Origin of the sequence: Neisseria sp. P0009.S008, assembly GCF_051958615.1 — a bacterium.
In the GTDB taxonomy this organism is placed as follows: domain Bacteria; phylum Pseudomonadota; class Gammaproteobacteria; order Burkholderiales; family Neisseriaceae; genus Neisseria; species Neisseria subflava.
Map to the genome: position 1 here is coordinate 38,021 of NZ_JBQCVG010000006.1, position 13,814 is coordinate 51,834.

The window sequence follows — 13,814 nt, forward strand, 5'->3', positions numbered from 1 at the left end:
ATTACAACACTCAGACACAAGAAATATAAAATGAACTTGGAAACCCTGCTGGCTCTGCCGCGCAACCTTAAAAAAACCTTCTTCGTCATCCACGATATCTTGATGATATTCGTGGCATTTTGGTTTGCCCAAAGCCTCAAAGTGCAATATTCCGACGAATGGCTGAGTATCGCCAACTGGCTGGCTTTCGGCAGTACCGCTGTGCTGACCATCATCCTTTTCATCCGTATCGGCCTCTATCGCGCCGTCACGCGCTTCGTCAGCATCCGCGTCCTGACCGCCGCCGCATTCGGCAGCATCATTTCAGCGGTCTTGTTCTGCCTGACCACCCTGATTTTTGAACAAAAACTGCACCTTGCCCTGCCCATTGTCTATTTCTTGGTCTTAGTGGTCGGCGTAACCAGCTCGCGCATGATCCTGCGTGCGATTCTGACCGATCATCACCGTAAACAAATGACACCCGTCATCATCTACGGTGCAGGCCAATCCGGCCGCCAGTTGTTGGAAGCCATCAAACAGGTTAACGAATACTCGGCCATTGCCTTTGTCGATGACAACCCAAAAATCCAACGTACCGTCATCTATGATCTTGCCGTCTACAACCCCAACGAAATCCCGATGCTGATCAGCCGCTACGGCGTCCGTAAAATTCTGCTGGCGATTCCAAGTTCTACGCCGGAAGAACGCAAAGACATCATCCGCCGCCTCGAAGCATACAAATGCGAAGTCCTGACCATTCCGGGCATGAAAGATTTGGTCGACGGCAAAATCAACGTCAGCTCATTGAAAAAAATCTCTGTGGTCGATTTGCTCGGCCGCGCCCCTGTAGCACCACGCCCTGAATTAATGAGCGCCGACATCAGCAATAAAGTCGTGATGGTGACCGGCGCAGGCGGCTCTATCGGCTCCGAACTTTGCCGTCAGATTCTCAACTGCCGTCCGACCAAACTGCTGTTGTTTGAATTGTCCGAGTTTGCCCTGTACAGCATAGACAAAGAATTGCGCGAAACCCAAGCCGCGCAAGGCAGCCAAGTCGAAGTCGTACCGCTTTTGGGCTCGGTTCAAAACAAAGAACGCCTTAGCAGCATCATGAAGGCCTATCACGTCGACACCGTCTATCATGCCGCAGCCTATAAACACGTCCCTATGGTTGAGTTTAACACCATCGAAGGCATTCAAAACAACGTGTTCGGCACACTCTGCTGCGCGCAGGCCGCCGTAGATGCGGGCGTTTCCACCTTTGTTTTGATTTCCACTGACAAAGCCGTCCGACCGACCAACACTATGGGCGCCAGCAAACGCATGGCCGAACTCTGCCTGCAAGCCCTTGCCGCCGAGCCGGAACAAAAAACACGCTTCTGCATGGTACGTTTCGGCAATGTATTGGGTTCGTCCGGCTCCGTTGTCCCTGTATTTGAAAAACAAATTGCTGAAGGCGGTCCGATTACCCTGACCCATCAAGACATTACCCGCTACTTCATGACCATTCCCGAAGCAGCGCAACTGGTTATCCAAGCCGGTGCAATGGGTAAAGGCGGCGACGTATTCGTCCTCGACATGGGCGAATCCGTCAAAATCATCGACCTTGCCCGTCAAATGATTGTCCTCAGTGGCCTCAAAGTCAAAGACGAGCAACACCCACACGGCGACATCGAAATCAAGATTACCGGCCTGCGCCCGGGCGAGAAACTTTATGAAGAACTGCTCATCGGCAACGAGGTACAAAAAACCACTCATCCCCGTATTATGACCGCCAGTGAAGTAATGCTTCCATGGACGCAATTATCTGACATACTGTCGGAACTCCATACTGCCTGTCTCCAAAGCGACCAAAACAGCCTGCGCCAGCTTCTGCTGCGCGCACCGACAGGCTTCGTATCTAAAGACGGTATCTGCGACTTGGTTTGGCAACAAAACAATAAGGCCGTCTGAACATTTTCAGACGGCCCGGACACCATCCCGCAAGGACTACTACATGAAAAAAACGCTCTCCCTGCTTACTCTATTCGCACTGACTGCCTGTAACAGCACGACAGTCATTCCTGGTTCAACCATCAAAACCAGAACCAAAACCATTGTTTACACCGATACCGACACCGCAGCCGACACCAACCTCGACAGCCGCGTTGCCGTTTACCCCATCACGCCCAACCTGATTGAAAAAATGCGTAAGCCGCCTGTACTTTCCCAAAACAACCAAGGTTTGGAGCAAAGCAAAAGCGCTTACCGCTACCGCATCGGCAGCGGCGACGTCCTCAATATCATGGTTTGGGCGCACTCCGACCTTAACTCCCCTATCCAGCAAAGCAACCCGCAAACCAACCAAGTCAGCCGCGGGGCCTGGGTAGATGAGGGCGGTTATATTACTTACCCGCTGGCAGGCAAAATTCAAGCCAAAGACAAAACTTTGGACGAATTGCAAAACACCCTGACCAACCTTCTGAAACGCTACATCAAAAACCCTCAAGTAGCCATCAACGTTACCGAATTCCGTTCGCAACGCATTTCAGTATCCGGTGCCATCAATCAAGCAGGTCAACTGCCGATTACCAATATCCCGATGACCATTTTGGATGCCATCAACCAAGCAGGCGGCGTTACCCAAAGTGCCGACACCCAACACATCAAATGGACGCACAACGGCGTCGACCGCACCATCTCCCTGCAAGACATGCTGCAATACGGTGATATGTCGCAAAACCATCTTCTCAGCCATGGCGACATCGTTTACGTTCCTAACAGCAGCAACAACAAAATCTACATCATGGGCGAAGTCGGCAAACAAGCCACACTGCCGATCGGCAATCACGGCCTCAACCTGACCCAAGCGCTCGGAGAAGTCGGCGGTATGAACCAAAACTATGCTGACGCAACCGGCGTATTCGTAATCCGCCGCGCACCAGAAGACGCGGCCAAACCTATCCACATCTATCAGCTCAACCTGAAAGATGCGACTTCTTACGCATTGGGCAGCGAATTCAAACTGCGTTCGGAAGATACCGTTTACGTTACCGCCGCCCCGGTTACCCGTTGGAACCGCGTAATGTCACAAATTACCAACTCCATCAGCAACGTCAACACCCTCGACAATACGTTTAGATAAACAGTGGTTCCTGCTGTCAGACCCTTGTTTGACAGCAGGATACAAAATCACGCACAATCCAAGCTAATTACATAAACGGCATACAAAAGCCGTACACACCGCACAAACGGAAAAGCAGTATCTTATAGTCTGACTCACGTTTTTTTCAGGCCATAAACCGAAAACAATATCATGTACCACAACATACTCATCGTCTGCCTAGGCAACATCTGCCGCTCCCCCACTGCAGAGCGGATCATGCAGAAAAAACTACCCGGCCATCAAATCAACAGCGCCGGCATAAAAGCACTGGCAGGTAAGGATGCCGATTTCCAGGCCATTAAAACCGCACTCAAACACGGCGTCATCGTTGCAGGCCATACGCCACGCCAACTGACCGCCCCGATGTGCGAACAGGCCGATTTGATTCTCGTCATGGAGCCCAGTCAAATCGATATGGTGGCCGACATCCATCCGCCGGCACGCAGCAAAACCATGCTGTTTGCCCAATGGTTGCCTAAAAAAACCATACCTGACCCATACAAACAAAGCAGCGAAATGTTTGAAGCCGTTTTTGAACAGCTCAATGCTGCCGCAGACACTTGGAAAACCAAACTAAACGGAAAAACTCAACCGGTATAAAACCGGCATGAACAAGAAAGCAAGCAATGAAAAAAACGACCTACACACCTTACAGCGCAGACAACGACGAAATCGACTTCGGCCAACAGCTGCGCGTAATTTGGACAAATAAATACAAAATCCTCGCCGCCCTGCTTGCAGGCGGCATTCTTGGCGCAGCCTTCAGCCTGGCATCCACTCCGCAATACCGTGCCGACGCCATGCTGGAAATTGAAACGCGACAAAACCAAATCCTGACCGAAATCAACAGCATCTTCAACAACCAAACCACGCCGTCTGAAGCAGAAGTCGAGCTGGTTCAATCACGCTTGGTACTGGGTAAAACCGTTGACAACCTTCAGCTTGACCAAGAAGTCAAAGCCAAATACACACCCGTTATCGGCAGCCTGATGCACAACGTCAGCGGCGACCCTGATCCCAAACTGACCGTCGGCAGCTTTACCGTACAAGACGAATGGTTCAACAAAACCTTCACGCTGACCGCCAAGAGCAACAAAGCCTATACCCTTACCCTGCCTGACAAACGCGTTGTAGAAGGCAAGGTCGGCGTACCTCTGAAAATCAACAATCAAACCACCCTCAAAATCGATCAAATCTTAGCCAATCCGGGTCAAGAATTTGCGTTGACCAAGTTCTCGCGCATCAGCGCCATCGAAAACATCCAAAACAAACTGGCGGTCATCAGCAAAGGTAAAACCAGCCCCATCATCAACCTTACCTTTACCGGCACTGACCCTAAACGTACCAGTGTCATCCTCAACAGCATTGCCGACAACTACGTTGCGCAAAACCGCGAACGCGACGTCCAAGTTGCATCCAGCGGTTTGGCCTTCATCAGCGAAGAATTGCCACGCTTGAAAGAAACCTTGCAAGACGCTGAAAACAAACTCAATGCCTACCGCCAACAATCAGGCTCCCTCGACATTCCACTCGAGTCCAAAGGCGCATTGGAAAGCCTGACCGGCATCGAAACCCAAATTACCCTGCTCAAAACCGAAGAAGCAGGTTTGGCCGAGCTGTACACGCCGGAACACCCTTCCTATAAAGCCGTATTGGACAAACTTGCCGTTCTCGAGCGTGCTAAAAACAAAATCAACCAACAAATTGCTGAGTTGCCGAATACCCAACAAGAAGTTATCCGCCTGACCCGCGACGTAGAAACCAACCAGGCTACCTACGTCCAACTGTTGAGCAAACAACAAGAACTCAACATCATGAAAGCCAGTGCGCAAGGTAATGTCCGCATCGTCGATTATGCCTATGTCCCTGAAAACCCCGTTGCCCCGCGCAAAGCCGTCATCACGCTCCTGAGCGCACTTGCCGCAGGTTCATTGACCGCTTTGTGGCTGATGATTCGCAACCGCATGAAAAACGGCATTACTTCATCCGAAGAAATCGAAAACCTCAATTTGGAAGTCGTCGCTCTTGTTCCGCACTCCAAAACCCAGCAAAAACGCGACTTCTTCAAAAGCAAATTCAAGAAAACCGGCGGCCGTTCCAACTATCTGCTGGCCAGCGAAGACCGTACCGACACGGCCGTCGAAGCCATCCGCGCCCTGCGCACCAATATCTACTTCTCCATGCTGGACGCGCCTAACAACGTCCTCATGATTACCGGTGCCTCGCCTGAAGCAGGTAAATCCTTTATCTCCGCCAACCTCGCCACCGTAATGGCGCAGTCGGGCAAACGCGTTCTGCTTATCGATACCGATATGCGCAAAGGCTACCTCGACCGACTCTTCAGCCTTACCCCCGAGTTCGGCTTGTCTGACATCCTCAACGGCAAAGCAGCTCCGGCTAAAGCCGTACAAGAAACCGGCATTGAAAACCTCCACCTCATCAGCAGCGGCAGCTATCCTAGCAATCCGTCTGAGCTTTTGATGGACAACCGTTTCAACGAGTTGCTTGCCAACGCTAGCCAACGCTACGACTACGTCATCTTGGACACGCCGCCCGTATTGGCCGTGACCGACGCCGTCATCATCGGCCAACATGCAGGCACCGTCCTGATGATCAGCCGTTATGCGCACACGCGTGCACGAGAGCTTGAGGCCAGCGTCGAACGCCTCAAACAAAACCACATCAACATCAAAGGTGTCGTCCTCAACGGTATGAAGCGCGAAGCCAACAACAGCTACGACTACTACGCCTACGATGCCTACCATTCCGGTAACAATAAATCATAAACCGAAGCAGGCCGTCTGAACTTTCAGACGGCCTAAGGCTTTTTAAACGGCACAAAATATTTTTCACAAACGCCGCCCTTGCACCCAAAAGCCGTTTGTTTTAAAGTAAGCCCCATTCCCATATGGAAGAGAAACATGAAAATTACCGTCATCGGCGCAGGTTCGTGGGGTACAGCTCTCGCGTTGCACTTTGCGCACCACAACAATGAAGTTGCCCTTTGGACACGCAATCCCGACCAAATCCGCACCCTGCAAGCAGATCGCGAAAACAAACGCGGCCTGCCCGGCTTCCCTTTCCCTGAGTCCCTGACCGTTCACGCCGATTTGGGCGAAGCGCTGAAAGACAGCCAACTTGCCCTGATCGTTACCTCCGTAGCCGGCCTCAGAAGCAGCGCCGAGCTGCTCAAACAGCATAACGCCGCCGATATTCCCGTTCTCGCCGCCTGCAAAGGTTTTGAACAAGATACCGGCCTTCTGACTTTCCAAGTACTGAAAGAAGTCCTGCCTAACAATAAAAAAATCGGCGTTCTCTCAGGTCCGAGCTTTGCCCAAGAACTTGCAGCCCAACTGCCTTGCGCCATCGTGCTTGCTTCCGAAAACAAAGACTGGGTGGAAGAAACCACTGCCCACCTGAACACCAACGTAATGCGCCTGTACGGCAGCACCGACGTCATCGGCGTCGCTGTGGGTGGTGCTGTTAAAAACATCATGGCGATTGCCACCGGCCTTTCAGACGGCCTCGAATACGGCCTCAATGCACGCGCAGCCTTAGTAACACGCGGTCTTGCCGAAATCACCCGCCTCGCCATCGCCATGGGCGCGCAACCCAAAACCATGATGGGCTTGGCAGGCATCGGCGACCTTATCCTGACCTGTACCGGCGCACTTTCGCGCAACCGCCGCGTCGGCCTCGGCCTCGCAGAGGGCAAAGAGTTGCATCAAGTGCTTGTCGAAATCGGCCACGTTTCCGAAGGCGTCAGCACCATTGAAGAAGTCTTCAACACCGCCGCCAAATACCAAATCGATATGCCCATCACTCAAACCCTGCTGCAACTCATCCGCAAAGAAATGACCCCGCAGCAAGTCGTTGAACGACTGATGGAACGAAGCGCGCGCTTCGAATAAACGGTCGCGCCGTCTGCCGTTCAGACGGCCTGACACACAATATGACGGCCATAAGGCCGTCTGAAGGGAAATACATGAACCAATCACTGAACAATCTGGAAATCAACGTTTACCAACTTGTCCAAAAATTTGAAACGCTGGTTTCAGAAAACCGCCGCCTCAACGAAGAAATCGACAGACTCAAACTCGAGCAAGAGCAACAAAAAAACCAACACGAAGCAGCCATTGACGAACTCAGCGAAGCCTTGCTGGTTCAAGTCGGCAAACTCAAAGAAGACCTGCAAAGCAAAATTGACAACCTGACTGCCGAAAAAGAAAACTACCGCAATGCGCTGGCCCAAAGTGCAGACCAAATCCGCAGCCTCATTGCCCGATTGCCCCAAGAAACACAACAATAAAAGGACGCCCCGTGAGTATCGAACAAGTCAATCTCGACATCATAAATGTCAACTTCACCATCAACACGCCGAGTGAAGAAAAAGCCACCCTCCTGCAAGCCGTTGAAATGCTCAACAAAAAAAGCGATGCGATTAAAGAAAGCGGCCGCATCGTCGGTACGGACAAAATCGTCGTCATGGCAGCCCTCAACGTCGTACACGACCTCTTGAAAGCCACCCTCAACGACGATTTGGCAATCGGTGAATTTGAGCGTAGAATAACCGACATGAACAACGCGTGCCAAAAAGCACTGGCGCGCTTGGAGCAAAACTGATTTCCCCCTTTTCCCTGCGGTGTTCGCGAAGGCATATATTCCTTTGAACCAATACGTTCGCTTTAGGTTGCCGGGAGCTGTAGTGGGCGCGAGCGTCCGTTTGTCGGACGCACCCGAAACTACCCGAGGTGACCGCCTTGTCAGCAAGGTTCAAGCGGATTCAGCCTAAACGGCACTCGTGGGGATTCCCTAAAAAAGCCATACCGACAGGTGTGGCTTTCCCCTTTCTAAGTAAAGACTTTCGTAAAGATTTCCGGCCGTCTGAAAAAACCGCATATTCATGCATCAAACACGTTCAATTAAGATTGACAAAAGCCAATCTCCTCTTTAAAATCCATAACTTTCTATATATATCTGGATTCCAACCATGAAAACCTTCTCTGCAAAACCCCACGAGGTGAAGCGCGAATGGTTCGTCATTGACGCAGAAGACAAAGTTCTGGGTCGTGTCGCAGCCGAAGTCGCACACCGTCTGCGCGGCAAACACAAACCCGAATACACCCCTCACGTTGATACCGGCGACTACATCATCGTCATCAACGCAGACAAACTGCGCGTGACCGGTGCTAAATTCGAAGACAAAAAATACTTCCGTCACTCTGGTTTCCCAGGCGGCATCTACGAGCGTACTTTCCGCGAAATGCAAGAGCAATTCCCAGGCCGCGCTTTGGAACAAGCCGTAAAAGGCATGTTGCCTAAAGGTCCTCTGGGCTACGCCATGATCAAAAAACTGAAAGTGTACGCCGGCGCCGAACACGGCCACGCTGCACAACAACCTAAAGTTTTGGAACTGAAATAATAAGGACACGACATGAACGGTAAATACTACTACGGCACAGGCCGCCGCAAAAGTTCAGTGGCTCGTGTATTCTTGACTAAAGGTACCGGCCAAATCATCGTAAACGGCCGTCCCGTTGACGAATTCTTCGCACGTGAAACCAGCCGCATGGTTGTACGTCAACCTCTGGTTCTGACTGAAAATGCCGAATCTTTCGACATCAAAGTTAACGTAACCGGTGGTGGCGAAACCGGTCAATCCGGCGCTATCCGTCACGGCATCACCCGCGCCCTGATCGACTTCGACGCAGCTCTGAAACCAGCTCTGTCTCAAGCAGGCTTCGTTACTCGCGATGCTCGTGAAGTTGAACGTAAAAAACCAGGTTTGCGCAAAGCACGTCGCGCAAAACAATTCTCCAAACGTTAATACGTTTTCAGAATCGAATCAAAAAGCCTTGCTCTGCAAGGCTTTTTTCATTTATAAAACAATAATCCAATACCACGCAATATATGATGAAAACCCTGCTCCACTACGCCAAATCATTGCTTCAGGCTGTGATTATCTTCATCTTCTTATCCCTGATTGTCGACTGGGTGCGCAAGCCTGACCAACCCTTGCAGTCGGCAGCACAAACACTGACTTTAACTGATGGGCAAACCACTTCCCTTCAATCCTTCAGCCAAAATCGAGTTGCCGTCGTTTATTTTTGGGGCAGCTGGTGTCGTATTTGTTCATACACATCGTCCACCATAGAAAAGCTGCACCAAGACAATATCCCAACACTGGGCATAGCCTTGCGCTCCGGAAGCGATGCGGACATTACCCACCATATGCAACAAAACAATCTATCCTTTCCAAACTTCAATGATTCAGACGGCCTGATGGCTCAAAAATGGAACATAGCCGTCACGCCGACCATTATCATATTAAAAGATGGCAAAATGATTCATCACACATCTGGACTTTCCAGTTATATCGGATTAAAAATCAGAATTTACTTGGCAAATATCTTCAGCTAAATTCATTGAAAATCCACCAAAAATAGAAAATCTAAAGAATAATTTCACCTGAATATATTCAACCAATTCGATTTCATAAATAAATAAACTATCTCTTTCCCAATAACATATGATTTTGTTGAGATTATAAGGAAAATAGACTAAGATATAACCATAAGAACAATTGGAAACATTATTATCAAAACAAACTGTTAGAGATCTTCATCTAATATTGTGGCAGTGATGCTTTTGTTCCCATAAACCCGGCTGCCGACGGCAGACTTAAAACAGCAATATTCGCCTTTATCAATCTACCTCACGCTTCAACGGTTTGATTTTTGATAACACCGGAGACTTAGTAATGCCCAACCAATCTAAACATGCATCTATCAATATCGGTCTGATTCAGGCGCGGGAAGCATTGATGACCCAATTCCGCCCTATTCTGAACCAAGCCAATATTACCGACCAACAATGGCGTATCATCCGGCTCTTAGCGGAAAACGGCACACTCGACTTTCAAGATTTGGCCAATCAGGCCTGCATCCTTCGCCCCAGTCTGACCGGCATTCTGACCCGCTTGGAAAAAGCAGGTTTGGCCGTCCGCCTGAAGCCTTCCAACGACCAACGCCGTGTCTACCTGAAACTGACGCCTGAAGGTGAGAAACTCTATGAATCCATCGGTGCATTGGTTGACGAACGCTACGATGCGATTGAAAAAGTTCTATCCAAAGAAAAAATGGCACAACTCAAAGAACTCTTGGCAGAGCTGGCAAAAATCGAACAGGCATTAAAATAAAGAAAGCCGGATGACAGACTCAACACACACACTCAAGAGATCATTTCGAGATGCCATGGCCTCCTGTGCCGCCGGCGTGCATGTTATTACGACAGACGGCGAAGCAGGACGCTATGGCATTACCATGACTGCCGTCACTGCCGTTACCGACGAGCCACCGACGGTCATGCTGTGCATCAACCGCCAATCCGCCATCATTCCCATCCTGCAAGGCAACCATGATTTGTGCATCAACACGCTCAACGACAGCCAGCAGGATATCGCCGAACACTTTGCCGGACTGACCGACCTCTCACCCGAAGAACGCTTCGAATACCATATTTGGCATAGAGGGCAAACCGGGCAGCTCGAAGTCGAAGGCGCGCTGGCGCACCTGCACGGCAGCATTGTTGATCAACGCGAAATCGGCACGCATTACGTCTTTTTCGTTCAGCTCAATGAAATCCGCAATACCGACACGCAAGCACCGGCATTGCTGTATTTCCGTAGGCAATTCAAATATTTGGCATAAATAAAGGTCTCAGCCGTCTGAAACATCGGTTTCATTTTTCAGACGGCCTGAGACCTTTTCTGTTTCACACATTATAGGCACACCCATGAAAGCAATGATCCTGGCCGCCGGTCGCGGCGAACGCATGCGCCCCCTGACCGACCACACGCCCAAACCCTTACTCGAAGTAGCTGGCACGCCGCTTATCGGTTGGCACTTGCGCCGCCTGCAACAGGCCGGATTCACTGAAATCGTCATCAACCATGCCTGGCTTGGCCAGCAAATCGAAGATACCTTGAAAGACGGTTCAGACTACGGCGTGCGCATTGCCTATTCTCCCGAACGCGCCGGAGGTCTGGAAACCGCTGGCGGCATTGCCACCGCCCTGCCTCTTTTGGGCGACGAGCCGTTTTTGGTCGTCAATGGCGACGTATTGACCGACATTGATTTCCAAGCTGCACAACTGGCTGCCAAGCGTATGCAGGAACACAACCTTCTCGCCCATTTGTGGCTGGTGGACAATCCGCCCCATCATCCCGAAGGCGACTTCGGCCTGCTTTCAGACGGCCTGGTTTCCGCCTCATCCACAGACGGCCAAGCCCTGACTTTCAGCGGCGTAGGTGTCTATCATCCTGCGCTTTTCAAAGATACCCCGGCGCACCAAGCTGCCAAACTTGCCCCACTGTTGCGTCAAGCCATGAGCCAAAACCAAATCAGCGGTGAACATCACAACGGCCTTTGGTTGGACGTCGGCACAGTCAAACGCCTGCAAGAAGCCGACCGTATTGCCCAAAGCTGGTAAAACAAAAGGGACGCATCCGATACGTCCCTTTCAATATCAAAGGCCGTCTGAAAATATTGTTCAACTCAGTTTTCAGACGGCCTTAATCTATCATCAAGCTTTAGCCAATTTCTTTTCTTTCTTCATTCCCAACAAGCCATTGGCTATCATCACGCATAATCCCGACCAAATCAGGCCATAGCCGATCAATGCACCTTTTTGTACCGGCTCGCCCAGCCACACAATCGACACGATAAAGAGCAACACAGGTTCCAAATAGCTCAACATACCGAACACTGCAACCGGCAGCAACTGATTTGCCTTCAAATTCAAATGCATGGATATTGCGCTATTGAAGCCCAGCAACACAATAAAGAAGATTAAAACCGGTTTGGCCGCTATCATCGCCGGCGTATCCGTTGCAAATATAATATACGCCAACGCAAATGGCATAATCATCAACAAATCAAACGTCAATCCGATTAAAGAAGGCACACCCAGTTTTCGGCGCAACAAATAATAAAACGGATAAGTACCAAACACCCATACAGTCGTCCACGAAAACGCACCCGACCGTACCAATTCACATGCTACGCCTGCACATGCCAATGCAATGGCAACCGTCTGCAATCGGTTTAAACGCTCTTTAAACCAAATCCGTCCGCCCAGCATCATAGACAATGGGAACAGAAAATAGCCCATCGCCACGTTTACGCCTTCGCCGTTGACCGGCCCCCAGACAAACAGCCACAACTGGCTGGCAAATATCGGCGTCGGCAATACAATCAACAGCCATCGCTTCCAATCACGGCCGATATTGATCACAAACCGCGCAGCCGCCTGCCAACCGTTGACCATCGTCATCAGTACGCATAAAGCCGACAGCATCGCCACCATACGCCATGCAAAAATTTCCGTGCCGCTCATCGGCTGCATCCATACGCCGTACAGAAACAGCATGGCAAACAACACATTGGACGTTATGGCCGCCAGCAAACCTTTGGATAAATTCGTCATTTCAGACGGCCTTTCATTGCATCGAAGCAGTCTAATGCATCAGCCCTGCTTCACAATATCCGACAGTGGCCAGCGTGGCTTGACATTGAATGCGCCGACAGCCTGACGTTCGGCAAGACGCATCGCGCCGGCAAAGGCAATCATTGCGCCGTTGTCGGTGCAATATGCCATCGGCGGGAAATAAACATTGATTTTTTCTTCCTGCGGTTTGGGTTTGCCTTTTTCAGACGGCATTTTAACGGTTAAGCGTGAAAATTCATCACGCAGTTTCCAGTTTGCACCCACACCGCCGGCAACTACCAAAGTCCTGAAGCCGGTATCCAACAACGCTTTTTTGGCTTTGGCCGCCAACACATCGACCACCGCATCTTGGAAAGCGCGGCAAATGTCGTTACGCGTCTGTTCCGGAATTTCATCGCTGCCGGTTTCGGCGCGGACTTTTTCGACTGCGGTCAAAACGGCAGTTTTCAAACCGGAAAAGCTCATCTGCAAATCGTGCGAATGGAGCATGGGGCGTGGGAACGTGAAAGTATCAGGTGTGCCGAGTTTGGCCAGCTCGGACAATTTGGCACCGCCGGGATAAGGCAAACCCAAAAGTTTGGCCGTTTTATCAAACGCCTCGCCTGCCGCATCATCCACGCTCTCACCCAGCAAGGTGTAATCGCCGATACCGCGTACAGCCATAAATTGCGTATGTCCGCCCGACACCAGCAAAGCGACAAATGGAAATTCAGGCTTGTCGTCTGCCAACAAGGGCGAGAGCAAATGGCCTTCAAGATGATGAACGGGGATAACGGGCTTGCCGATGGCAAACGCCAATGCATTGGCGAAGCCTGAACCGGCCAGCAATGCGCCGCCCAAACCCGGGCCTTGCGTAAAGGCAACCGCGTCAATATCGGCATAGCCTACGCCTGCTTCCTTCAAGCAACCTTGCGTCAACGGTACGACACGGCGGATATGGTCGCGGCTGGCCAATTCAGGGACAACGCCGCCATATTCGGCGTGCATCGCCATTTGTGTGTGCAAATGATGCGCCAACAGGCCGCGCTCGGTATCGTAGAGCGCAACACCGGTTTCGTCGCAAGATGATTCAATTCCTAATACCAACATGGTTTGAGGCCGTCTGAAAAAATGATTAAAAACGATTCAGACGGCGTTTTCTCCGAAAACGGAAAAAGGCCGTCTGAAATAAAGTGCGGGATAG

General features: G+C 50.8%; 15 protein-coding genes and 1 other RNA gene. 14 read left to right on the top strand and 2 right to left on the bottom strand.

Annotation, left to right across the window (positions count from 1 at the left end):
- The first annotated feature begins 30 nt into the window (after nucleotides 1-30).
- The 14 genes from ACTHSQ_RS06130 (at nucleotide 31) to murU (ending at nucleotide 11,614) form a co-directional block, all read left to right on the top strand.
- Nucleotides 31-1,932 carry a polysaccharide biosynthesis protein gene (locus ACTHSQ_RS06130; protein ID WP_440371144.1) on the top strand — a complete coding sequence of 634 codons (1,902 nt, stop codon included), beginning with the start codon at nucleotides 31-33 and terminating at the stop codon, nucleotides 1,930-1,932.
- Nucleotides 1,933-1,975: 43 nt separating this feature from the next.
- Nucleotides 1,976-3,103 (top strand): polysaccharide export protein, encoded by a 1,128-nt coding sequence (locus tag ACTHSQ_RS06135; RefSeq protein ID WP_003684536.1) that lies wholly within the window; start codon nucleotides 1,976-1,978, stop codon nucleotides 3,101-3,103.
- A gap of 171 nt (nucleotides 3,104-3,274) precedes the next feature.
- A complete protein-coding gene (locus ACTHSQ_RS06140) occupies nucleotides 3,275-3,724 on the top strand; it encodes a low molecular weight protein-tyrosine-phosphatase (RefSeq protein WP_003684563.1) in 450 nt (149 codons plus the stop codon).
- Between the two features lie 26 nt (nucleotides 3,725-3,750).
- The gene (locus tag ACTHSQ_RS06145; protein WP_440371143.1) at nucleotides 3,751-5,910 is read left to right on the top strand and encodes a polysaccharide biosynthesis tyrosine autokinase; all 2,160 of its coding nucleotides are present in this window, start codon (nucleotides 3,751-3,753) and stop codon (nucleotides 5,908-5,910) included.
- A gap of 135 nt (nucleotides 5,911-6,045) precedes the next feature.
- Nucleotides 6,046-7,035, top strand: a complete 990-nt coding sequence (locus ACTHSQ_RS06150) for an NAD(P)H-dependent glycerol-3-phosphate dehydrogenase (RefSeq protein ID WP_003684559.1) — start codon at nucleotides 6,046-6,048, stop codon at nucleotides 7,033-7,035.
- A gap of 74 nt (nucleotides 7,036-7,109) precedes the next feature.
- On the top strand, nucleotides 7,110-7,433 hold the full coding sequence (locus ACTHSQ_RS06155) for a hypothetical protein (RefSeq protein WP_036472733.1): 324 nt from the start codon (nucleotides 7,110-7,112) through the stop codon (nucleotides 7,431-7,433).
- Nucleotides 7,434-7,444: 11 nt separating this feature from the next.
- Nucleotides 7,445-7,747: a cell division protein ZapA gene (locus ACTHSQ_RS06160; protein WP_003684483.1), complete on the top strand. Its 303-nt coding sequence runs from the start codon at nucleotides 7,445-7,447 to the stop codon at nucleotides 7,745-7,747.
- Nucleotides 7,748-7,755: 8 nt separating this feature from the next.
- Nucleotides 7,756-7,936: non-coding RNA, 6S RNA (gene ssrS, locus ACTHSQ_RS06165), on the top strand.
- A 178-nt stretch (nucleotides 7,937-8,114) separates the two neighbouring features.
- Entirely contained in the window at nucleotides 8,115-8,546 is a 432-nt protein-coding gene (rplM, locus tag ACTHSQ_RS06170) for a 50S ribosomal protein L13 (RefSeq protein ID WP_003684605.1), read from the top strand.
- 12 nt (nucleotides 8,547-8,558) lie between these two features.
- A complete protein-coding gene (gene rpsI / locus ACTHSQ_RS06175) occupies nucleotides 8,559-8,951 on the top strand; it encodes a 30S ribosomal protein S9 (RefSeq protein ID WP_003681515.1) in 393 nt (130 codons plus the stop codon).
- 83 nt (nucleotides 8,952-9,034) lie between these two features.
- Nucleotides 9,035-9,544: a protein disulfide oxidoreductase gene (locus ACTHSQ_RS06180; protein ID WP_440375945.1), complete on the top strand. Its 510-nt coding sequence runs from the start codon at nucleotides 9,035-9,037 to the stop codon at nucleotides 9,542-9,544.
- A 340-nt stretch (nucleotides 9,545-9,884) separates the two neighbouring features.
- The gene (gene hpaR / locus ACTHSQ_RS06185) at nucleotides 9,885-10,322 is read left to right on the top strand and encodes a homoprotocatechuate degradation operon regulator HpaR (protein WP_003684610.1); all 438 of its coding nucleotides are present in this window, start codon (nucleotides 9,885-9,887) and stop codon (nucleotides 10,320-10,322) included.
- A 10-nt stretch (nucleotides 10,323-10,332) separates the two neighbouring features.
- The gene (gene hpaC / locus ACTHSQ_RS06190; protein WP_003684519.1) at nucleotides 10,333-10,833 is read left to right on the top strand and encodes a 4-hydroxyphenylacetate 3-monooxygenase, reductase component; all 501 of its coding nucleotides are present in this window, start codon (nucleotides 10,333-10,335) and stop codon (nucleotides 10,831-10,833) included.
- Nucleotides 10,834-10,918: 85 nt separating this feature from the next.
- Nucleotides 10,919-11,614 (top strand): N-acetylmuramate alpha-1-phosphate uridylyltransferase MurU, encoded by a 696-nt coding sequence (murU, locus tag ACTHSQ_RS06195; protein ID WP_154953102.1) that lies wholly within the window; start codon nucleotides 10,919-10,921, stop codon nucleotides 11,612-11,614.
- A gap of 93 nt (nucleotides 11,615-11,707) precedes the next feature.
- On the opposite strand, the gene rarD is transcribed toward murU, so the two are convergent.
- A complete protein-coding gene (rarD, locus tag ACTHSQ_RS06200) occupies nucleotides 11,708-12,610 on the bottom strand; it encodes an EamA family transporter RarD (protein WP_440371141.1) in 903 nt (300 codons plus the stop codon).
- A gap of 39 nt (nucleotides 12,611-12,649) precedes the next feature.
- Complete coding sequence (gene tsaD / locus ACTHSQ_RS06205) at nucleotides 12,650-13,720, bottom strand: tRNA (adenosine(37)-N6)-threonylcarbamoyltransferase complex transferase subunit TsaD (protein WP_154953100.1); 1,071 nt, start codon at nucleotides 13,718-13,720, stop codon at nucleotides 12,650-12,652.
- Nucleotides 13,721-13,814: the final 94 nt, after the last annotated feature.

Excerpts from the sequence above, each read along its gene's own strand:
- hpaC (WP_003684519.1), top strand. The coding sequence starts at position 10,333 with ATGACAGACTCAACACACACACTCAAGAGATCATTTCGAGATGCCATG.
- ACTHSQ_RS06150 (WP_003684559.1), top strand. The coding sequence starts at position 6,046 with ATGAAAATTACCGTCATCGGCGCAGGTTCGTGGGGTACAGCTCTCGCG.
- ACTHSQ_RS06145 (WP_440371143.1), top strand. The coding sequence starts at position 3,751 with ATGAAAAAAACGACCTACACACCTTACAGCGCAGACAACGACGAAATC.
- rarD (WP_440371141.1), bottom strand. The coding sequence starts at position 12,610 with ATGACGAATTTATCCAAAGGTTTGCTGGCGGCCATAACGTCCAATGTG.
- ACTHSQ_RS06155 (WP_036472733.1), top strand. The coding sequence starts at position 7,110 with ATGAACCAATCACTGAACAATCTGGAAATCAACGTTTACCAACTTGTC.
- rpsI (WP_003681515.1), top strand. The coding sequence starts at position 8,559 with ATGAACGGTAAATACTACTACGGCACAGGCCGCCGCAAAAGTTCAGTG.
- hpaR (WP_003684610.1), top strand. The coding sequence starts at position 9,885 with ATGCCCAACCAATCTAAACATGCATCTATCAATATCGGTCTGATTCAG.
- ACTHSQ_RS06140 (WP_003684563.1), top strand. The coding sequence starts at position 3,275 with ATGTACCACAACATACTCATCGTCTGCCTAGGCAACATCTGCCGCTCC.
- tsaD (WP_154953100.1), bottom strand. The coding sequence starts at position 13,720 with ATGTTGGTATTAGGAATTGAATCATCTTGCGACGAAACCGGTGTTGCG.
- rplM (WP_003684605.1), top strand. The coding sequence starts at position 8,115 with ATGAAAACCTTCTCTGCAAAACCCCACGAGGTGAAGCGCGAATGGTTC.
- ACTHSQ_RS06135 (WP_003684536.1), top strand. The coding sequence starts at position 1,976 with ATGAAAAAAACGCTCTCCCTGCTTACTCTATTCGCACTGACTGCCTGT.
- ACTHSQ_RS06180 (WP_440375945.1), top strand. The coding sequence starts at position 9,035 with ATGATGAAAACCCTGCTCCACTACGCCAAATCATTGCTTCAGGCTGTG.
- ACTHSQ_RS06130 (WP_440371144.1), top strand. The coding sequence starts at position 31 with ATGAACTTGGAAACCCTGCTGGCTCTGCCGCGCAACCTTAAAAAAACC.
- murU (WP_154953102.1), top strand. The coding sequence starts at position 10,919 with ATGAAAGCAATGATCCTGGCCGCCGGTCGCGGCGAACGCATGCGCCCC.